Annotated in this window: 24 protein-coding genes; all 24 read left to right on the top strand. The window is 68.1% G+C overall.

Annotated elements, in window-relative coordinates:
- The coding region (locus tag AC5JLE_RS14895) for a flagellin (protein WP_414615664.1) at nt 1-815 on the top strand (815 nt) is incomplete at its 5' end.
- A 441-nt stretch (nt 816-1,256) separates the two neighbouring features.
- The gene (gene fliD / locus AC5JLE_RS14900) at nt 1,257-2,672 is read left to right on the top strand and encodes a flagellar filament capping protein FliD (protein WP_014647054.1); all 1,416 of its coding nucleotides are present in this window, start codon (nt 1,257-1,259) and stop codon (nt 2,670-2,672) included.
- A gap of 128 nt (nt 2,673-2,800) precedes the next feature.
- Nucleotides 2,801-3,217 (top strand): flagellar export chaperone FliS, encoded by a 417-nt coding sequence (fliS, locus tag AC5JLE_RS14905; protein ID WP_005416447.1) that lies wholly within the window; start codon nt 2,801-2,803, stop codon nt 3,215-3,217.
- Nucleotides 3,214-3,507 (top strand): hypothetical protein, encoded by a 294-nt coding sequence (locus AC5JLE_RS14910; RefSeq protein ID WP_100450007.1) that lies wholly within the window; start codon nt 3,214-3,216, stop codon nt 3,505-3,507. The genes fliS and AC5JLE_RS14910 overlap by 4 nt, the downstream gene beginning before the upstream one ends.
- A complete protein-coding gene (locus tag AC5JLE_RS14915) occupies nt 3,504-4,082 on the top strand; it encodes a PilZ domain-containing protein (RefSeq protein ID WP_049405341.1) in 579 nt (192 codons plus the stop codon). Before AC5JLE_RS14910 ends, AC5JLE_RS14915 begins: the two co-directional genes overlap by 4 nt.
- 92 nt (nt 4,083-4,174) lie before the next feature.
- On the top strand, nt 4,175-4,807 hold the full coding sequence (locus tag AC5JLE_RS14920; RefSeq protein ID WP_032959406.1) for a response regulator: 633 nt from the start codon (nt 4,175-4,177) through the stop codon (nt 4,805-4,807).
- Nucleotides 4,808-5,128: 321 nt separating this feature from the next.
- The gene (rpoN, locus tag AC5JLE_RS14925) at nt 5,129-6,538 is read left to right on the top strand and encodes an RNA polymerase factor sigma-54 (protein WP_049419501.1); all 1,410 of its coding nucleotides are present in this window, start codon (nt 5,129-5,131) and stop codon (nt 6,536-6,538) included.
- A 14-nt stretch (nt 6,539-6,552) separates the two neighbouring features.
- The gene (locus AC5JLE_RS14930; RefSeq protein WP_010485922.1) at nt 6,553-6,930 is read left to right on the top strand and encodes a response regulator; all 378 of its coding nucleotides are present in this window, start codon (nt 6,553-6,555) and stop codon (nt 6,928-6,930) included.
- Nucleotides 6,927-8,432, top strand: a complete 1,506-nt coding sequence (locus AC5JLE_RS14935; protein WP_241883839.1) for a sigma-54 dependent transcriptional regulator — start codon at nt 6,927-6,929, stop codon at nt 8,430-8,432. The genes AC5JLE_RS14930 and AC5JLE_RS14935 overlap by 4 nt, the downstream gene beginning before the upstream one ends.
- A 237-nt stretch (nt 8,433-8,669) precedes the next feature.
- Nucleotides 8,670-9,086, top strand: a complete 417-nt coding sequence (locus tag AC5JLE_RS14940; RefSeq protein WP_032959410.1) for a hypothetical protein — start codon at nt 8,670-8,672, stop codon at nt 9,084-9,086.
- A gap of 441 nt (nt 9,087-9,527) precedes the next feature.
- Entirely contained in the window at nt 9,528-9,893 is a 366-nt protein-coding gene (gene fliE / locus AC5JLE_RS14945) for a flagellar hook-basal body complex protein FliE (protein WP_014037113.1), read from the top strand.
- A 13-nt stretch (nt 9,894-9,906) separates the two neighbouring features.
- Nucleotides 9,907-11,553, top strand: a complete 1,647-nt coding sequence (fliF, locus tag AC5JLE_RS14950; protein WP_014647047.1) for a flagellar basal-body MS-ring/collar protein FliF — start codon at nt 9,907-9,909, stop codon at nt 11,551-11,553.
- A 7-nt stretch (nt 11,554-11,560) separates the two neighbouring features.
- The gene (fliG, locus tag AC5JLE_RS14955) at nt 11,561-12,547 is read left to right on the top strand and encodes a flagellar motor switch protein FliG (protein ID WP_024958226.1); all 987 of its coding nucleotides are present in this window, start codon (nt 11,561-11,563) and stop codon (nt 12,545-12,547) included.
- Nucleotides 12,544-13,185 carry a FliH/SctL family protein gene (locus tag AC5JLE_RS14960; RefSeq protein ID WP_014647045.1) on the top strand — a complete coding sequence of 214 codons (642 nt, stop codon included), beginning with the start codon at nt 12,544-12,546 and terminating at the stop codon, nt 13,183-13,185. Before fliG ends, AC5JLE_RS14960 begins: the two co-directional genes overlap by 4 nt.
- Nucleotides 13,182-14,567, top strand: coding sequence for a FliI/YscN family ATPase (locus tag AC5JLE_RS14965; RefSeq protein WP_014647044.1), 1,386 nt, complete (start codon nt 13,182-13,184; stop codon nt 14,565-14,567). Before AC5JLE_RS14960 ends, AC5JLE_RS14965 begins: the two co-directional genes overlap by 4 nt.
- A gap of 3 nt (nt 14,568-14,570) precedes the next feature.
- The gene (gene fliJ / locus AC5JLE_RS14970; RefSeq protein WP_014647043.1) at nt 14,571-15,038 is read left to right on the top strand and encodes a flagellar export protein FliJ; all 468 of its coding nucleotides are present in this window, start codon (nt 14,571-14,573) and stop codon (nt 15,036-15,038) included.
- Nucleotides 15,038-16,207, top strand: a complete 1,170-nt coding sequence (locus AC5JLE_RS14975) for a flagellar hook-length control protein FliK (protein ID WP_496065427.1) — start codon at nt 15,038-15,040, stop codon at nt 16,205-16,207. Before fliJ ends, AC5JLE_RS14975 begins: the two co-directional genes overlap by 1 nt.
- Nucleotides 16,208-16,422: 215 nt before the next feature.
- Entirely contained in the window at nt 16,423-16,938 is a 516-nt protein-coding gene (locus tag AC5JLE_RS14980; protein WP_049441913.1) for a flagellar basal body-associated FliL family protein, read from the top strand.
- Nucleotides 16,939-16,948: 10 nt separating this feature from the next.
- Entirely contained in the window at nt 16,949-17,953 is a 1,005-nt protein-coding gene (gene fliM / locus AC5JLE_RS14985; protein ID WP_496065428.1) for a flagellar motor switch protein FliM, read from the top strand.
- Nucleotides 17,950-18,285, top strand: a complete 336-nt coding sequence (gene fliN, locus AC5JLE_RS14990; protein WP_005409543.1) for a flagellar motor switch protein FliN — start codon at nt 17,950-17,952, stop codon at nt 18,283-18,285. The genes fliM and fliN overlap by 4 nt, the downstream gene beginning before the upstream one ends.
- Nucleotides 18,282-18,701 carry a flagellar biosynthetic protein FliO gene (fliO, locus tag AC5JLE_RS14995; protein WP_080354537.1) on the top strand — a complete coding sequence of 140 codons (420 nt, stop codon included), beginning with the start codon at nt 18,282-18,284 and terminating at the stop codon, nt 18,699-18,701. Before fliN ends, fliO begins: the two co-directional genes overlap by 4 nt.
- Before the next feature lies 1 nt (nt 18,702).
- On the top strand, nt 18,703-19,482 hold the full coding sequence (gene fliP, locus AC5JLE_RS15000) for a flagellar type III secretion system pore protein FliP (protein WP_014647039.1): 780 nt from the start codon (nt 18,703-18,705) through the stop codon (nt 19,480-19,482).
- A 66-nt stretch (nt 19,483-19,548) separates the two neighbouring features.
- Nucleotides 19,549-19,818, top strand: a complete 270-nt coding sequence (locus AC5JLE_RS15005) for a flagellar biosynthetic protein FliQ (protein ID WP_005413254.1) — start codon at nt 19,549-19,551, stop codon at nt 19,816-19,818.
- A gap of 13 nt (nt 19,819-19,831) precedes the next feature.
- A complete protein-coding gene (gene fliR, locus AC5JLE_RS15010; protein ID WP_014037103.1) occupies nt 19,832-20,623 on the top strand; it encodes a flagellar biosynthetic protein FliR in 792 nt (263 codons plus the stop codon).
- The last annotated feature ends 10 nt before the right edge of the window (nt 20,624-20,633 follow it).

A 20,633-nucleotide genomic window follows, 5' to 3' on the forward strand; every position in this document is an offset into this window, starting at 1 on the left:
AAATCGACCGCGTCGCCAAGCAGTCGGACTTCAACGGCACCAAGCTGCTGGACGGCACCTTCTCCAGCCAGCTGTTCCAGGTCGGCGCCAATGCCGGCCAGGCCATCGCCATCGACAAGACCATCGATGCCAAGGCCGGCTCGCTGGGCACCTCGACCTTCGCCACCGGCGCGACCGCTGCCCTGGCTGCCAGCACCGACGGCGCCCGTTTCTCCGGCACCGTGATGGGCGTGGACATCGGCACGGTTGAAGTGAAGGCCGGCGCCACCACGGCCGATGCCTCCAAGGCTGTCGCCACCGCCATCAACGCCAAGATCGGCGAGGCCGGCATCTACGCCGAAGCCAATGCCGACGGCACCCTGAAGCTGAGCTCGGTGAAGGAAGGCAAGGCTGTCGCCGCCGCCGATATCGCCCTGATGCGCAGCGACTACGACGCGACCGCCAAGACCTGGGGCACCGCGGCAGCTGCGGGCGCCTACACTGCCGGCACCGATACCTCGGCCAACGTGCAGAAGCTGGACGTGAGCACCGTGCTCGGCGCCCAGCAGGCGCTGGAAGTGGTCGACAAGGCCCTGGGTGCGATCAACAGCACCCGCGCCGACCTCGGCGCGATCCAGAACCGCTTCACCTCGGTCGTGGCCAACCTGCAGACCTCGTCGGAAAACCTGTCGGCATCGCGCAGCCGCATCAAGGACACCGACTTCGCCAAGGAAACCGCCGAACTGACCCGCACCCAGATCCTGCAGCAGGCCGGTACGGCCATGCTGGCCCAGGCCAACCAGGTGCCGCAGGGCGTGCTCAGCCTGCTGCGCTGATCCACGGCAAGAAGGCGCCGCTACCGTCGGGTCGAACCGACGGTAGCGGCAACCGGGAAGCCACGATGCACGAAGGCGCGGGCCATGCCCGGCCCGGGATCACTCCCGAACCGGCTTGGCATCGCCCGCTCCTGCGGACCTCTCTTTCAGCGCTGTACCTTTGACTGTACGTACCGGGCGGCTTCGTCTCCCCCCGATTGTCAGTAGCCTGATCCCTCCCCTGCATTGGGGGAGGGCTTTTTGCAGACTCCCGGCAGCCCGCGGTGAACCTACCCGCACCCTGCCCCAGCCCTCCTGCAACCCGCGTGCCAGAACCCGCGCCAGGCGATTGGCACGGCACGTGCATCGACGAAGTCCTCAAGACCCAGCGGCGCAGGCCGCTATTTTCGTTGACGACGGGCCACCGCACGACGGCCGGGCCCGGATACCAGGAGAAACGACGTGGCAGACTTTGGATACGGTGGCATTGGCTCGGGACTGGATATTTCCAGCATCGTCAACCAGCTGGTCGCAGCTGACCGCAAGCCCGCCGACAATGCGCTGAACCTGCAGCAGTCCAAGGCCAAGATGCAGTTGTCGTCGATCGGCACCATCACCTCTGCTTTCGACAAGCTGAAGACGGCGCTGACCGCACTGAAGGCCACCACGGCGTTCGACACGCGCACGGTGACCGCCAGCAAGGGCGGCGACAAGGGCACCGACGAGATCCTGACGGCGTCGGTCGCGCTGTATGACGTTGGCACCACCAAGGCTGCGGCCTCCAACGGCACGCACGTGGTCAATGTCACCTCGCTGGCGACAGCGCACAAACTGATCGCCGATACCTCGGTACCCAAGACCGACACGTTTGCTGCCGGAACCTTGACGCTGACCGTTGGCGTGGGCGACAAGGCCAAGACCATGAACGTGGAGGTGGAGGACGGCGACACGCTGACCACCATCCGCAACAAGATCGATGCGGCCGGCCGCAAGGAAGGCGTGCAGGCCACCCTGATCAGCTCCGGCGACAACCAGTACCTGTCGATCGCCCAGGAGAAGACCGGTGCCGCCAACGCGATCAAGCTCGAATACGCCGGCAGCGACGCCAAACTGGGCGGCCTGGTCAACAGCCTCAAGCAGAACACCGCCGCCGCCGACGCCGAGCTGACCATCGATGGTGTGAAGGTCGTCAGCGCGAGCAACACCGTGGCCGATGCGGTTCCGGGCCTGACCCTGAACCTGAAGATGCCGGGCACCAGCACGGTGACCATCAGCACGGACACTGCGGCAGCCACCAAGGTGATGCAGGAGTTCGTCACCGCCTACAACGCTGCACTGGCGGCGATCAACACCGAAACCAAGTACGACGCCAAGACCAAGGAAGCCTCCACGCTGACCGGCGATGCGCAGATGCGCGGCGCCACCAGCCAGCTGCGCTCGGTGATGTCGAGCGTGCTCAAGGACCTGGCCGGTGACAAGCTCGATGCCAAGGCGATCGGCCTGGATACCCGTGGCTATCCCAATGCCGACGGCACGCTGATCCTGGACACCACCAAGTTCGCCGCCGCACTGGCCAGCCAGCCGGAGAAGATGCGCCAGGCGATCACCGGTGATACCGGCGGTGCCGGCAAGCTGTACACGCTGGTCGACGGCTATGTCAGCACCACGGTCGGCAAGGAAGGCGCCTTCGTTGCCCGCACCAAGGGCCTGAACACCACGCTGGACAACATCGACAAGCGCCGCAAGGACCTCGACACGCGCATGAAGAGCGTGGAAGAACGCTACAAGAAGCAGTTCCTGGCGCTGGACAGCCTGATGGGCAAGCTGCAGCAGAGCAACACCGCGCTGCAGCAGCAGCTGGCCCAGTTGAACCGCTGACGGAACATGCACGGCACTCAAGTTTGCCGCGCAATGCACCGATAACGGACGCAACAGCAATCATCGCCGCGCCGTCGGCACCGGTCCCCGCGATCACCCGACGGCACCCCGCGCAAGGAGAATCACGAATGTACGGTTCCAGCCGTCAATATGCCGAGCAGTACCGCCAGGTGGGGGTGACCAGTGCGGTCGCCGATGCCGATCCACACAAGCTGGTGGCGATGCTGCTGGCCGGCGCGCTGGAGCGCGTGCGCCGCGCCCTGGCCAGCCTTGAACGCGGTGACCAGGCCGGCAAGGGCAAGGCGATCGGCGAAGTCTGCGCGATCGTCGGCCACCTCAACGGCTCGCTGGACCATGAGGCCGGTGGCGAGATCGCCGGAAATCTGTCGGCACTCTATGACTACGTGCTGCAGCGCCTGACCGAGGCCAACCTGCACAACGACCGTGCCGCGCTGGATGAATCGCTGCAGCTGCTGGGCGAGATCGACAGCGCCTGGAACGCGATCCCGCACGAACAGCGCCGCCCGGCCGCGGTGGCGCCATGAGCCTGCAGGAACTGCATGCGCAGCTGGATGCCTTCGAGAAGGCACTGGGCGAAGAATCCCTCGACCAGGCCGACAGCCTGCTCGACGGCCACGACAGCACCCTGCACGCCCTGCTCAGCCAGCCGCTGACCGCTGCGGACCACGCGCCGCTGAGCGCCCTGTTCGAGCGCCAGCAGAGTCTGCTCGGCCTGCTGCGCCAGCGCCGTGATGCCGTGGCCGCACTGATGAACGACGGCCAGCGCTCCCTTCGCGCGGCGCATGCCTATCTGCAGGCAGAATCGCTGGCATGACCTCGCTGCCGACCACCTCGCTGCATCACCCGGCCGAAAGCGAGCTGTTCGACGAGACGCTCAGCTGCGAACTGGCCCTGCCGGCCGAGTTCCAGGCGGGCAGCGCGGCCGGCCGCACCAGCAGCGCCGAAGGCCTGCTGCGCAGCCTGGCACTGGTCGAGGACAGCCGCGTCGACGAGCACGACGAACGCAACGAAGCCAGCCTGCAGCTGCAGCGCCTGGAAGCCAAGCTGGACCTGGCGATGGTGCTGCTCGGCCGGCTGGTGCGCCAGCAGGGCCAGGAGCTGACCCTGCGCCCGGTGCGCTGGTCGCGCCGTGGCATCCGCCTGCAGCTGGGCCCGCGCAGTGGCGCAAGCCCCGGCCAGGCCGGCGTGGTGCGCCTGCAGCCCAGCGACTGGCTGCCCGACCACATCGACCTGCCCGTGGAGGTCGTCGCAGAAGCCGCCGACGGTAGCGGCGGGCACTTCCTGTGGCTGCGCTTCCAGCGTTTGGGCGATGGCCTGGAGATGGCGATGGAGCGGCACCTGTTCCGCCTGCACCGCCGCCAGGTGGCCGAGGCACGCCGCGCACGCTGAAACCCGCCCCCTTGGCGCTGTACGGCCGACCCTTGGCGCGCCCGTTCAGCTAAGTTAAGGTGGATGCCCCTACACGGATCTGCTGCGTGCCTGTGCGAGTTCTCATCGTCGACGATCACACCCTTGTCCGCGCCGGCCTGGCGCGGCTGCTGCAGGGGTTTGCCGACGTGCAGCTCGTGGCCGAGGCCAGCAACGCCGAACAGGCACTGCAACTGTCCCTGCAGCACGCACCGGATGTGGTGCTGATGGACCTCTCGCTGCCGGGCCGCACCGGCCTGGAAGCGCTCAGCGACATCCGCCTGCGTGCCCCCGGTACCCGGGTGGTGATGATGACCATGCACGACGATGCCGCCCACGTGCGCGATGCACTGGATCGTGGCGCGGTCGGGTTCGTGGTGAAGGACGCCGCACCGCAGGAACTGGAACTGGCACTGCGGGCCGCGCACGCCGGCCAGGTGTTCCTGAGCCCGCAGATCTCGGCCAAGATGCTGGCGCCGATGCTGGGCCGCGAGAAACCCACCGGCATCGCCGCACTCTCACCACGGCAGCGCGAGATCCTGCGCCGCATCGGCAAGGGCGAGAGCAACAAGGAAATCGCCGCCGATCTCGGCATCAGCGTCAAGACGGTGGAGACCCACCGCGCACGGATGATGGAATCGCTGGGCTGCCGCCGCGCCAATGACCTGCTGCTGCTGGCCGCGCGCCATCAGCACGAGCTCGAGTAGGCGCCGGTATCGGGGTCAGATCCCTTTCCCGCGGAAAAGGATCTGACCCCGCGACACCCTGCAGCGGCGACGACATCCCGTCACCCCGACATTCCCTGACAGGAATCCGTACCCCGACCGCCGCGCGCCCAGCGGCTTCGCCACGACAAATCAATGACTTGGCGGCGCATTTCGTCAATTTCCCGCGTCGGTGTAGGGAATTCCCCTACACCCTGTCGGGAGTTCCACGAAATGCATCAGGAACCCCCCGATTCCGCCCCCGCCGGATCAAAAGCAAGATGCGTTCCACAAGGCGCCGGGGAGCGGTGCCGGGGAACCACGATGAAGGCTGCACTCTCGACCCAGCTGGGCCAGCAACTCCACCTCACCCCGCAACTGCTGCAGTCGATCCGGCTGCTGCAGCTCGATGGCCTGCACCTGGAGCAGGAAATCCAGCGCCTGCTGGACTCCAACCCGCTGCTGGAGATCGAGGAGGCCGAAGCGCCCGCTGCTGAAGCCACCGAAGCGAGTGCCACCACCCTCGACACCGCCGCCTTCGACGAGCTGCCCGAGCCGTCGATGTGGGATGTGGCCGGTGCCAATTGGCAGGACGGTGATGACGACCGCATGGCACGCATCGCCGCCGGCGAGTCGACCGACCCGCAGCTGCGCGTGCTGCAGCGCCTGGCGCTGGACATGGACGACCATCAGCTGGCGGTGGCCGCGTTCTGGCTGGACCACTGCGATGAAGCCGGCTACCTGCAGGCGCCGCTGGCCCAGCTGCAGCTGCTGGCCAGTGCCCAGTTCGACATCACCGCCGACGGCGTGGAAGCCATCCGCCAGCAGCTGCTGCATGGCGAGCCCGCCGGCATGGCCGCGCAGGACCTGCGCGAAGGCCTGCAGGCGCAGCTGCGCAGCCTGCATGGCGTGGTGCCGGCCCGCCACCTGGCCGCACGCATTCTCGATGGCGCGCTCGACGCGCTCGCGGCCCACGACTACCCCGCCCTCGCCCGCCAGCACGACGCCGAGATCGACGACGTGCGCGAGGCGGTGCGCCTGATCCTCTCGCTGCAGCCGCGCCCGGGCGACAGCCTGCTGCCCGAACGCAACGCCGTGGTGGTGCCGGACGTGGTCGCCTGGCACGCTGATGGGCAGTGGAAGGTCGCACTGAACCCGGCCACCAGCCGCCGCGTGTCGATCAACAGCCAGTACGAACAGGCCCTGGCCGAGACCAGCGACGCCGCCCCGGCACTGCGCGAAATGCTGCAGGAGGCGCGCTGGTTCAGCCGCGGCCTGTCGATGCGCTACGACACCCTGCTGCGCACCGCCCGGGTGATCGTCGAGCGCCAGGCCGCCTTCCTGGTCCGTGGCGAAGAGGCCATGGCGCCGTTGACCCTGAAGGAAGTGGCCGAGGAGATCGGCATGCACGAGTCCACCGTCTCGCGCATCACCACCGGCAAGTTCCTGCAGACCCCGCGCGGCACCTTCGAACTGAAGCACTTCTTCGCCGTGCGCCTGGAAGGCGCCAGCGTCTCCGGCCAGGCGGTGAAGGCCATGGTCCGCCGCCTGATCGACGCCGAACCGGCCGGCCGCCCGCTGGCCGATGAGGCCATTGCCGGCCTGCTGTCACGCCAGGGGGTGAACATTGCCCGCCGAACCGTCGCAAAATACCGAGAACAACTGGATATCGCCCCGGCCCGCGAACGGCGCCGGCTCAGCGCCAGGCAACCCCAGCTGGCCCGGGTGGGCTGAAAAGGATGTTGGACATGAACAAGCTCACGGTCCTGCTGGTCGATGACCACGAGGGCTTCATCAACGCGGCGATGCGCCATTTCCGCAAGATCGACTGGCTGCAGATCGTCGGCAGTGCCGGCAACGGCCTGGAAGCGATCGAGCGCTCGGAAACGCTGCGCCCGCAGGTGGTGCTGATGGACCTGGCGATGCCGGAAATGGGCGGCCTGCAGGCGACCCGCCTGATCAAGTCGCAGGACGATGCACCGTACATCGTGATCGCCAGCCACTTCGACGACGCCGAGCACCGCGAACATGCGCTGCGCGCCGGCGCCGACAACTTTGTCAGCAAGCTGTCCTACATCCAGGAAGTCATGCCGATCCTGGAAGGCCTCAGGGAGGATCGATCGTGAGCGAATCGCGCATCCTGGTGCTGGACAACGACGCCGTGCGCGCAGAGCGCACCGTTGCCCTGCTGGAATTCATGGACTTCAACCCGCGCTGGGTGTCCGACGCGGCCGACTTCGACCTGGGCCGCCAGCGCCAGAACGACTGGATGGCGGTGATCGTCGGCAGCCTGGACGACAGCGCCGCCAGCACTGCGCTGTACCACTGGCTGGGCGGCAGCAGCCTGCCGCCGCCGGTGCTGCTGGCCGATGGTGATGCTGCAGCGTTTGCCGAGCAGCACGGGCTGCACGAGGCCAACATCTGGCCACTGGAAACGCCGCTGCGCCACGCGCAGATGGAAGCCCTGCTGCGCCGTGCCAGCCTCAAGCGCCTGGATGCCGAGCACCAGGCCGGCGCCGCGCAGGACCAGGGGCCGACCGGCAACGGCCCGGCGGTCACCGCGCTGCGCACCATGATCGAGCAGGTGGCCGCGTTCGACACCACCGTGCTGGTGCTGGGCGAATCCGGCACCGGCAAGGAAGTGGTATCGCGCGCCATCCACCAGCGCTCGCCGCGCCGTGATGGCCCGTTCGTGGCGATCAACTGTGGCGCCATTCCGGCCGACCTGCTGGAAAGCGAACTGTTCGGCCACGAGAAGGGCGCCTTCACCGGCGCACTGACCGCGCGCAAGGGCCGGTTTGAAATGGCCGAGGGCGGCACCCTGCTGCTCGACGAAATCGGCGACATGAGCCTGCCGATGCAGGTGAAGCTGCTGCGCGTGCTGCAGGAACGCAGTTTCGAGCGCGTTGGCGGCAACCAGACCATCCGCTGCAACGTGCGCGTGGTGGCCGCGACCCACCGCGACCTGGAGACCCGCATTGCTGAAGGCAAGTTCCGTGAGGACCTGTTCTACCGCCTCAACGTGTTCCCGATCGACGTGCCCGCGCTGCGCGAGCGTCGCGAAGACCTGCCGGCACTGGTGGAAACCATCGCCGCGCAGCTGGCGCGAACCGGCCGTGGCGAAGTGCGCTTCACCCCGGAAGCCCTGCAGGCCCTGGCCGGCTACGAATGGCCGGGCAACGTGCGCGAGCTGACCAACCTGGTCGAACGACTGGCCGTGCTGCATCCGGGTGGTTCGGTGCGCGTGCAGGACCTGCCGGCCCGCTATCGTGGCGATGCCGCGCTGGCAGCGGTGGCCGCAGCGGTACCTGCAGCGCCGGTTGCCAGCGAAGAACGCCTGGACCTGCGCAGCTTCTCGTTCCACACGCCCGGCAGCGGCAACCAGCCGGCGCTGGAGCACGGCATCGCCGTCAATCGCCCGGCGGCACCGGCGGCACTGCCCGACGATGGCCTGGACCTGCGCAACCACATGGCCAACATCGAACTGGGCCTGATCAACGAAGCGCTGGAACGCACCCAGGGCGTGGTCGCCCACGCCGCCCAGCTGCTTGGCCTGCGCCGCACCACCCTGGTGGAAAAGCTGCGCAAGTACGGCATCGAGCGCGAGCAGGCCGAACTGGCCGGCTGAAGCGCGCGACCCGCATGAAGGGGGCACGAACGCCTGGGCTTGCCCGGGCGTTGGTGTTTGTGGTGCCCGGGGTCAGATCCCTTTCCTGGTGCCCGGGGTCAGATCCCTTTCCTGGTGCCCGGGGTCAGATCCCTTTCCTGCGGAAAGGGATCTGACCCCATTGCATTTGCACGTTTTCCTAGAGACAACGGAATCGCAGTGCGGAGCATGGCAGGGACATCCCAAGGAGGTCCGACCATGCATCACCTGATCCTGCTCGCCGTCCTGCTCTGCCCGGCCCTGGCCACCGCGGCCAACTGCACCCTGCCCGCCACGCTCGACCAACGCCAGTTCACCAACCTCAGCGACCCGTTGTACGCGCCGGACAACCCCAACGCCGGACGCATGGTGCAGCTCAGCTTTGCTGGCAGCCAGTACGTGCTGGACATCCTCGGCACCGACCTCCGCATCGGCGGCAGCTACCGCTACCAGCGCCTGGCCCCGCATATCGCGGAAATCCAGATGACCGAGGCCCACCCGGCCGGCCCCGCCCACTACACCCTGCTGCTGACGTGCCAGAGCGACCGCCAGGGCCGTTTCATCTACACCCAGCATGACGGCCCCATCGCACCGCGCCAGCGCCAGAATTCCGGCCGATGGACCCTGCAGCCATAGGCCAGAAAACCGACGCCGGTTAAATGGCGCCGCCAATGGGGTCAGAGCCCGTGCCGAGCAACGGTCGGCACCCACCATCAGTAGCAAGTTCCAACAGATCGCGGCCACCTGTCGAAGGCGGGGTGGGTCCGGTTGCGGGGGCGTGAGCGCCATGGATGGCGCGACCGAGCCTCCATGGACGGATTTACGGCGTCCCCCGTAACCGGACCCACCCCGCCATCCCTCAGTAGACCCGCTTCTGCTGTTGCTCCGGCTCCGGCTCCGGCTTCGGCCGTTGCCGTTGAGGTTGCCGGCCAGCGGCCGGCACTACCGCGGGGCGCGGGGTGCAACCCCGCACGCACACCCAACCTCCTCACTTCACTGAATCGAAAACCGGTTTCGGCACGGCACTTGCACTGGCTCCAGCAGACAACCCCATCCCTGTTTCTGGAACCGTTGCAGATGTCCCACTCCGTCACTTCGATCCTTTCGCAGATCCGCTCCTATCAGACCCAGATGGGACAGCCGGCGCTCAACCCGCTGGGCGAAACGCCGCGCAGCAATGCCCTGCCGGGCACGGTGCTGGATGCGCCGCAGGTGCAGCCGGCCAGCTTCACCGAAACCCTGCGTGGTGCGATTGCCGGCGTCAACGACGCGCAGCAGAAATCCGGCGCCCTCGCCAAGGCCTTCGAAATGGGCGACCCCAGCGCCGACCTGGCCAAGGTGATGGTCGCCTCGCAGCAGTCCCAGATCGCCTTCCGCGCCACCGTGGAAGTCCGCAACCGTCTCGTCCAGGCCTACCAGGACGTGATGAACATGCCGCTGTAAGGAACGTTGACGCATGGCACTGACGCTCTCCAAGGACAGCCTGAACGCCGAGAAGGCCGGGCAATGGTTCGACCGCCTGCAGAGTCTGCAGATCACCCGTCGGCTGGGCCTGATGGCGATGATCGCGGTGGCGGTGGCGGCAGGCCTGTCCGTGTTCTTCTGGTCACAGAAGCCGGGCATGGTCCCGCTGTACACCGGCCTGGACCAGAAGGCGACCGCTGAAGCGACCGACCTGCTGCGCGCCGCGCAGATTCCGTTCGCGCTCGACCCGGCCACGGGTGGCATCACCGTGCCGGAAAAGAACCTGCACGATGCCCGCCTGAAGCTGGCCGGCTCCGGCCTGACCGACAGCGGCAAGCTGGGCTTCGAGCTGATGGAACGCGACCCGGGCTTTGGTGTCAGCCAGTTCGTGGAAAGCGCGCGCTACCAGCACGCGCTGGAAACCGAGCTGTCGCGCACCATCAACACGCTGCGCCCGGTGCGCGATTCGCGCGTGCACCTGGCCATTCCCAAGCCCAGCGCGTTCACCCGCCAGCGTGACGTGGCCAGCGCCTCGGTCACCCTGGAACTGCGTGGCGGCCAGCAGCTGGAACGCAGCCAGGTCGATGCCATCGTGCACATGGTCGCCGCCAGCATTCCGGACCTCGCGCCGGAACGGGTGACCGTGGTCGACCAGAGCGGGCGCATGCTCAGCATTACCGACCCGAACAGCGAGGCGGCGGTCAACGCGGCCCAGTTCGAGCAGGTGCGCCGCCAGGAAACTTCGTTCAACCAGCGCATCCGCGAACTGCTGGAACCGATGACTGGCCCCGGCCGCGTCAACCCGGAAGTGAGCGTGGACATGGATTTCTCGGTGACCGAGGAAGCCCGCGAGCTCTACAACGGCGAGCCGCAGAAGCTGCGCAGCGAGCAGATGAGCGAGAACACCACCAGCACGCCGGGCCCGCAGGGCGTGCCGGGTGCGACCAGCAACAGCCCGCCGGGCCAGCAGGCCGCACCGGCCACCGCGCAGGCCCCGACCGAAAGCAGCAAGAACGCGACCCGCAACTACGAGCTGGACCGCACCCTGCAGCACACCCGCCAGCCGGCCGGCCGCATCAAGCGCGTCTCGGTGGCGGTGCTGGTGGACAACGTGCCGCGCGCCGGCGCCAACGGCAAGATGAGCCCGCAGCCGCTGTCGGCTGCCGAACTGACCCGCGTCGAAGCGCTGGTCAAGCAGGCCGTCGGCTTCAACGCCGAGCGTGGCGACACCGTGTCGGTGATGAATGCCCCGTTCGTGCGTGACACCACGCCGGTCGAAGGCCCGTCGTGGTGGGAGCTGCCGTGGGTGCACGATGCCGGCCGCATGCTGCTTGGCGCGGTGGTGGTGCTGGCGCTGCTGTTCGGCGTGCTGCGTCCGGCGCTGCGCGCGATCACCGGCCAGAGCAGGAAGAACGACGAACAGGCACTCGAGCCGCATACCGCGGACGTGCAGCTGGTCGATGACGATGGCATGCCGCTGCCGGCGCTGGGCGCTGACCGGGCCAGCCTGGGCGGGCCGGAAGCACTGGCCCTGCCGGTGGATTCATATGAGGAACGACTGCGGATGGCGCGTGAAGCCGTGAAGACCGACTCCAAGCGCGTGGCCCAGGTGGTCAAGGGCTGGGTGGCCAATGACTGAGGCACAACTGACCGGCGTACAGCGCGCGGCCGTGCTGCTGCTGTCCCTGGGTGAGCTGGATGCGGCCGAAGTGCTGCGCCACATGGAACCCAAGGAGGTGCAGAAAATCGGCATCGCCATGGCCACCATGACCGACATCACCCGCGAGCAGGTGGAACGGGTGATGGACCAGTTCGGCCAGGAGCTGGGCTCGAAGACCTCACTCGGCGTTGGCTCGGACGACTACATCCGCAACATGCTGGTGCAGGCGCTGGGCAGCGAGAAGGCCGGCAACCTGATCGACCGCATCCTGCTCGGCCGCAACACCACCGGCCTGGACGCGCTGAAGTGGATGGACCCGCGTGCGGTGGCCGACCTGGTGCGCAACGAGCACCCGCAGATCATCGCCATCGTGATGGCGCACCTGGAAACCGACCAGGCCGCCGACGCGCTGAAACTGCTGCCGGACCGTACCCGCGTGGACGTGCTGCTGCGCATCGCTACCCTCGACGGCATTCCGCCGAACGCACTCAATGAACTCAACGAGATCATGGAGCGCCAGTTCGCCGGCAACCAGAACCTGAAGTCGTCGAACATCGGTGGCGTGCAGTGCGCGGCCAACATCCTGAACTTCATGGACAGCGGCCAGGACCAGGCGATCCTGGGCGAGATCGCCCGCATCGATGCGCCGTTGAGCAACCGCATCCAGGACCTGATGTTCGTGTTCGACGATCTGGTCGACCTGGACGACCGCGAGATGCAGCTGGTGCTGCGCGAGGTGAGCGGCGAGCGCCTGGGCCTGGCCCTGCGCGGCGCCGACATCAAGGTGCGCGACAAGATCACCCGCAACATGTCGCAGCGCGCGGCCGAGATCCTGCTGGAAGACATGGAAGCCCGCGGGCCGGTGCGCCTGTCCGACGTGGAAGGCGCGCAGCGCGAGATCCTGGCCATCGTCAAGCGCATGGCCGATGAAGGCACCGTCACCATCGGCGGCAGCGCGGAGGCCATGCTGTGAGCAACGTCGTGCGCTGGCTTGCCCCGGACCTGCTGGCCCAGCCCGAACCGGCGCTGGAGCAGGAGGACGCGTTCGAACTCACCGAGCCGGACCCGGAACACGAACCGGAGCCGCCGCTGCAGCTGCCGACCCTGGAGGAAATCCAGGCGATCCAGGACAGCGCGGAGAAGGAAGGATTCGATCAGGGCCATGCCGAAGGCTACGGCCAGGGCCAGGCGGAGGTGCGTCGCCTCGCCGCGCAGATCGAAGGCATCCTCGACAACTTCAGCCGGCCGCTGGTGCGGCTGGAGAACGAAGTGGTCGGCGCCCTTGGTGAACTGGCGGTGCGCATCGCCGGCGCGCTGGTCGGCCGCGCCTACGAGGCCGAGCCGGCACTGCTGGCGCAGCTGGTCGGCGAAGCGATTGACGCCGTGGGCGGCAGCACCCGCGAGGTGGAAGTGCGGCTGCACCCGGATGACATCGCCGCGCTTGCCCCGCTGCTGAACCTGTCGCCGGCGCAGCGCCTGGTACCGGATACCAGCCTCAGCCGTGGCGACCTGCGCGTGCACGCCGAAGCCGTACGCATCGACGGCACCCTGGAGGCCCGCCTGCGCGGTGCGCTGGATGCGGTGATCCGCCAGACCGGGGCGACGGCATGAGCGCCGCACCGCAAACGACGCCGCCGCCGGCCGACTGGGCCGTGGCCCGCAACCTGCGCCTGGCCCGGCGCCTGGACGGCCTGCGCGTGGATACCGCGCATGGCCGTGGGCTGATCCGCGAGGGCGTGCTGCGCCGCGCGGTCGGGCTCACCCTGGAAGCGGTCGGCTGCGAGGCGCCGCTGGGCGCCAGCTGCAAGGTGGAAGTGGTCGATGGTGGCTGGGTCGATGCCGAAGTGGTCGGCTTTGCCGGTGAGCGCACCTACCTGATGCCCAGCGCCGAACTGCACGGCCTGCTGCCCAACGCCCGCGTGGTACCGTCGGCGCGGCGTGGCGGCGTGGAAGTGGGTGAAGGCCTGCTCGGCCGCGTCATCGACAGCGACGGCGTGCCGCTGGATGGCAAGGGCCCGATCCGCGCAGAAGGGCATGTCGGCATGGCCGGCGTGTCGATCAATCCGTTGGCGCGTGAACCGATCACCCAGCCGCTGGACGTGGGCGTGCGCGCGATCAACGCGCTGTTGCCGATCGGCCGCGGCCAGCGTGTCGGCCTGTTCGCCGGTTCCGGCGTCGGCAAGTCGACGCTGCTGGGCATGATGACCCGTTACACCGCCGCCGACGTGATCGTGGTCGGCCTGATTGGTGAACGAGGCCGCGAAGTACGCGACTTCGTCGAGACCACGCTGGGCGAGGAAGGCCTGCGCCGCGCCGTGGTGGTGGCCAGCCCCGCCGACCGGCCACCCTTGGCGCGCCTGCACGGTGCCTACCGTGCCACCGCCATCGCCGAGTGGTTCCGCGACCAGGGCCTGAACGTGCTGCTGCTGATGGACTCGCTGACCCGCTTCGCCCAGGCGCAGCGCGAGATCGGCTTGTCGGTCGGTGAACCACCGACCACCCGCGGTTACCCGCCCTCGGTGTTCGCCAAGCTGCCGGCGCTGGTCGAACGCGCTGGCAACGGCGCAAAGGGCCGCGGCTCGATCACCGCGTTCTATACCGTACTGACCGAAGGCGATGATCCACAGGATCCGATCGCCGACGCCGCACGCGCGATCCTCGACGGCCACATCCTGCTCTCGCGCCGGGTGGCCGACAGCGGCCTGTACCCGGCCATCGACGTCGAATCGTCGGTCAGCCGCGTGGTCACGGAAATCGCCGACGAGCCGTGGCGCCTGCGCATCCGCAAGTTGAAGCGACTGGTCTCGGCGTACTCGGCCAACCGTGACCTGATCGCGATCGGTGCCTACCAGCGTGGTAACGACGCGGCCACCGACGAAGCCCTGGAACGCTGGCCGGAAATCATGGAGTTCCTCGGCCAGGACGTTGCCAAGGCCGCAGATCTCCCGCACAGCCAGGCGGCGCTGCAGCGCCTGGTGGAACAAGAGAGTTAAGCCATGAACCAGTCCAAGCGCATCGATCCCCTGCTCAAGCGGGCCCAGGAACACGAGGACGCGGTCGCCCGCGACCTGGCCGAACGCCAGCGCGTGCTCGACACCCATCTGTCGCGCCTGGACGAACTGCGCCGCTATGCCGAGGAGTACGCCAACGCCCAGATGGCAGCGACCAGCCCGGCACAGCTGCTGAACCGCCGCGCCTTCCTTGATCGCCTGGACAGTGCGGTCGAGCAGCAGCAGGCCACGGTCAACGGCAACCGCGAAAAAGTGGAGGCCGAGCGCGCGCGGCTGATCCTGGCCAGCCGTGACAAGGCGGTGCTGGAGCAGCTGGCCGCCAGCTACCGCGCGCAGGAAAAGGTGGTGACCGACCGCCGCGACCAGCGCGAGATGGACGACATTGGCGCGCGGCGCGCGCGCCTGGTGCAGGCCGAAGACCAGGACGGCGCCGAGCAGGGAGGCCGCCCGTGATGCCCGCCCCGCTCGCCAGCAGCGCCAACCCGGCCACGCCCGCCACCAGCAACAGTGCCGCACGCGCCGCGCGCAGCGAAGGCGCAAAGGACTTCAGCCAGCTGCTGCAGGGCGGTGCGCCCTCCGCGCCCGCGCCTGCCGGCAGCGCTACCGCACCGACGCCGTCCCCGCCCAGCCAGCCATCGACCGCCGACAGCAATGGCCAGGCACCGGGCGAACGCAGCGCGGACGCGGAAGCGGCATCTGCCGAAACGCCGCCGCTACCGCCCGTTGCCCTGCCCCCGGCTGGACCCGGCACCGACAAGGACAAGCCCGCCGCGAGCGAGGACGCCCCGTGGCCACCGATCGGCCTGGCCGGCCTGGTGCTGGCGATGCCGACGCCTGCCGATCCGGCCGTCGCTCTGGCGGGCAGCGCTGCACCGTCACTGGCCAGCGAGGGTACGGCGCTACCCACCACTGCCCCCGTCGCGACCCCGACACTGCCTGCAGCCGCGCCGGCAGCGGCAACCGCAGCCCCCGTGGCGGCCGACGGCAAACCGGCTGCGACCAGCGCGGAGGATGCCACCGCGCTGCCATTGCCGGAGATGATCCTGCCCGGCAGGCGCAGCGAGCGCGGCGAAGGCAGTGACGTGGCCGCCGTTGGCGACCGCGCAAATGCACCGTTGCTGCACGCACCGGCAGCCGCCGCCGTGCAGGACCTGAAGGCGGCGCTCGCCACCGGCAACGCGATCTTCAATGGCGAACCCACGCCCAAGCCCTTGCTGGGTGACGATGGCTTCGACCAGGCCATCGGCGCACGCCTGGGCTGGCTGGCCGACCAGAAGATCGGCCATGCCCACATCCGCCTGAGCCCGGACGACATGGGGCCGGTCGACGTGCGCCTGCAGCTGAACGGCGACAAGGTGCATGCCAGCTTCAGCAGCCCGCACGTGGACGTGCGCCAGGCACTGGAAAGCAGCCTGCCGCGCCTGCGCGAGCTGCTGGGCGAACAGGGCTTCCAGCTGGCTCACGCCGATGTCGGCCACCAGGCGTCTGGTGGTGACGGCAATGCGTCGGGACAACCCGGTGGCGGCGGCATGACCGGCGACGGAGAACCGACGCCGGGCGATGCCAGCGTGTCGTCCGCGCAGTTGATCCGCCAGCGCGGCTTGCTGGACGCCTACGCCTGACAGGTGTGCCAACCAAGGTTGGCACCCACCAGAGCGGGCGGTTGGCACCCACCAGGGCGGGCGGTTGGCACCTCCCCGTATTGCGTTGGTGGGTGCGGAGCTTGCTCCGCACGGCCCCGCCGGCACCCCGACGGAATTCCGTCGCACCCTGCGGGCCCAGCCTTCGGCACACCCCTTGCATATCCCGGTGAAGCAACCCTCAGGAGCTTCACCCCGTGGCCGCAGCCGCTGACAAAACCAAGAAGACCGCCGAGAAGGACAAGGCCGCCAAGCCGCGTAGTCCGATCCTGATCACCGCACTGGTGGCCGTACTGGCCGCCGCTGCCGCTGGTGGCGGCGTGTGGTTCTTCACCCAGTCCAAGCACGAAGAGAAGACCGCGCAGGCGCCGAAGAAGAGCGCGACCCCGGCCCCGGCACAGTACTTCGCGCTGGACCCGGCGTTCGTGGTCAACCTCAATGGCCCGGTCGACGGCCCGCGCTACCTGCAGCTGGAGGTCCAGCTGATGACCCGCGACCCGGCCGCGCTGGAAGCGATCAAGACCCATGCCCCGGCCATCCGCGCGCGCCTGCTGATGCTGTTCTCGCAGGTCAGCCCGGACCAGATCGCCGATGTCGCCGGCAAGCAGAAGCTGCAGGCCAGTTCGCTGGCCGAGGTGCAGAAGGTGCTCAAGGCCGAGACCGGCAGCAACGGCGCCGACGATCTGCTGTTCACCAGCTTCGTGACCCAGTAAGGGCCCCCCGATGAATGATCTGCTGTCCCAGGACGAGATCGATGCCCTGCTCCACGGCGTGGACAGCGGCGCGGTCGAGACCGATGCGGAACCCCCGTCAGGCGAAGCGCGTTCGTACGACTTTGCCAGCCAGGACCGCATCATCCGCGGTCGCATGCCGACCCTGGAAATGGTCCACGAGCGCTTCGCGCGCCTGTGGCGGATCGGCCTGTTCAACCTGATCCGCCGCTCGGCCGAGCTGTCGGTGCGCGGCATCGAACTGATCAAGTTCAACGACTACATGCACTCGCTGTATGTGCCGACCAACCTGCACCTGATCCGCTTCAAGCCGCTGCGCGGCACCGGCCTGATCGTGTTCGAGCCGACCCTGGTGTTTGCCATCGTCGACAACTTCTTCGGCGGCGACGGGCGCTACCCGACCCGCATCGAGGGCCGCGAATTCACGGCCACCGAAATGCGGGTGATCCACCTGCTGCTGAAGCAGACCTTCGCCGACCTGCGCGAAGCGTGGGCACCGGTGATGGACGTCGACTTCGAGTACATCAACTCGGAGATCAACCCGCATTTCGCCAACATCGTGACCCCGCGCGAGTACGTGGTGGTGTGCCGCCTGCACGTCGAGCTCGACGGCGGCGGCGGTGACATCCACGTCACCCTGCCCTACTCGATGCTGGAACCGATCCGCGAACTGCTCGACGCCGGCATCCAGAGCGACCGCAACGACCGCGACGAGAGCTGGGGCAAGACCCTGCGCGAGCAGCTCAACATCGCCGAAGTCACCCTGTCCAGCGTACTGGCCAGCAAGCGCATGACCCTGCGCGACCTGACCCAGTTGAAGGTCGGCGACATCCTGCCGATCGAGCTGAGCCCGCAGGTGCCGCTGTGCGTGGAGAACATCCCTGTGTTCACCGGCGAGTTCGGCATCGCCAACGGCATGAACGCCGTGAAGATCACCGCTCCCCATCCGCCGGGCACCCGCCCGCGCGTACCCGTCATCCAGGAAGATCCGCAATGAACGATATCGACGCCCTCGAACCGACCCCGGCCCAGTTCAGCAGCCTGCAGGCCGACGAGGCCAACGGTCCGGACCTGAACCTGGACGTGATCCTCGATGTGCCGGTGACCCTGTCGCTGGAAGTCGGTCGTGCCCGCCTGCCGATCCGCAACCTGCTGCAGCTCAACCAGGGTTCAGTGGTGGAACTGGAGCGCGGTGCCGGCGAATCGCTGGACGTGTTCGTCAACGGCACCCTGATCGCCCACGGCGAAGTGGTGGTGATCAATGACCGCTTCGGCGTGCGCCTGACCGACGTGGTCAGCCCGAGCGAGCGGATCCGGAGACTGCGTTGAGCCTGCTGGCCTCCACCCTGCTGGCGGTCGGCAAGACCGCAGCGCCGATCGGCCCGCAGGTCGGCCAGCACGCAGCCGCCGCACCCAGCCTGTTCGGTGCGGTGCTGGCGCTGCTGGCGGTGCTGGCGCTGGTGATCGGCCTGGGCTGGCTGCTCAAGCGCATGCCCGGCAGCGGCTTCCGCCCGGCCGAAGGCATGAAGCTGGTGGCCAGCCTCAGCGTCGGCGCCAAGGAGCGCGTGGTGGTGGTGGAGGTCAACGGCCAGCAATTGCTGCTGGGCGTCACTGCCGGCGGCATCAACACCCTGCATACCCTGCCCGAACCGTTGCCGGCACCGGCGCCGGTGCGCGTGCCGGATTTCAAGAACCTGCCGAATTTCGCCCAGCTGCTGCAGCAGCGGCTGCGCAAGGACCCCTGACATGCGTGTCACCCGTACCCGTGTTGCCACCCTGATGCCGTGGCTGCTGTTGCTTGCCCTGTGCCTGTTGCCGGTGCTGGCGTTCGCCGCGCCCGGCGCCCCGGCCACCCCGCTGCCGGACGTCAACGTCGGCAAGATCGGCGGCCAGCCGGTCAGCCTGCCGCTGCAGACCCTGCTGCTGATGACCGCGATCACCCTGATCCCGTCGATGCTGCTGGTGCTGACCTCGTTCACCCGCATCATCATCGTGCTGGGCCTGCTGCGCCAGGCACTGGGTACCGGCCAGACGCCGTCCAACCAGGTACTGCTGGGCCTGGCCCTGTTCCTCACCGCGATGGTGATGATGCCGACCTGGGACAAGGCGTGGAGCACGGGCATGGCGCCCTATCTCAACGGCGACATCGACTTCCAGACCGCCTGGACATTGACCACGCAGCCGCTGCGCGGGTTCATGCTGGCGCAGATCCGCGAGACCGACCTGATGACCTTCGCCGGCATCGCCGGGCACGGCACCTACGCCAGCCCCGATGCGATCCCGTTCCCGGTGCTGGTCGCTTCGTTCGTCACCAGCGAACTGAAGACCGCTTTCGAGATCGGCTTCCTGATCTTCATTCCGTTCGTGATCATCGATCTGGTCGTCGCCAGCGTGCTGATGTCCATGGGCATGATGATGCTGTCGCCGATGCTGGTGTCGGCACCGTTCAAGATCCTGCTGTTCGTGCTGGTGGATGGCTGGGTGCTGACCGTAGGCACGCTGGCGGCGAGCTTCAATCCCGCGTGACGCGATCCGGCGCGATTGAAAGACAGTCGAGCATGGCTCGACTCTATATCAGAAGGTGGAACCCGAATGTCTCCCGAACTTGCCTTGACCGAACTGCGTGGCGGCCTGATCACCGTGCTGTGGGTGGCCGGCCCGCTGCTGCTCACCGTACTGGTGGTGGGCGTGGTGGTCGGTGTCGTGCAGGCTGCAACCCAGCTCAATGAACCGACCATCGCCTTCGTCGCCAAGGCGGCGGCGCTGACCGCAGTGCTGTTCGCGCTGGGCAGCCTGCTGATCGGCCACCTGGTTGAATTCACCACGCTGCTGTTCCAGCGCATTCCGCACCTGATCGGCTAGGACACGCGCTTCGATGGATGCCGCGACACAGATGGCGGCCGACGGCCTGCAGGCCTTCGGCATGATCGGCACCGTGCTGTGGACCATGCTGCGCATCGGCGCGGTGGCCATGGCCATGCCCATGGTCGGCACGCGTGCGGTGCCGTCGCGGGTGCGCGTGGTACTGGCCGGCACCCTGGCCATTGCACTGGCGCCGCTGCTGCCACCGGTACCGGACTGGACCGGCTTCGACGCGGCTACGGTGCTGACCATCGCGCGCGAACTGGCCATCGGCGTTTCCATCGGTTTCATGCTGCGGCTGGTATTCGAAGCCGGTGCGATGGCCGGCGAACTGATCGCGCAGGGCACCGGCCTGGCCTTCGCGCAGATGAGCGACCCGCTGCGCGGTGGCACTTCGGGTGTGATCGGCCAGTGGTTCTACCTGCTGTTCGGCCTGCTGTTCTTCACCGCCAACGGCCACCTGGCGTTGATTTCGCTGCTGGTCGACAGCTACCGCGCACTGCCGATCGGCGCCCCGCTGCCGGACCCGCACGCCTTCTTCAGCATCGCCCCGACCTTCCTGCTGACCGTGCTGCGCGGCGCGCTGACGCTGGCCATTCCGCTCACCGTGGCGATGCTGGCGGTGAACCTGGCCTTCGGCGTACTGGCGCGTGCCGCCCCTGCGCTGAACCCGATCCAGCTGGGCCTGCCGGTCTCGCTGCTGCTGGGCCTGTTCCTGCTGGCCCTGCTGGCCGGGGAAATGGGGCCGCCGGTACAGCGCCTGTTCGACGCCGCCTTCCAGGCTGCGGACGCGGTCACACACTGACCCGATCATC

It is taken from the genome of Stenotrophomonas sp., from assembly GCF_059505245.1.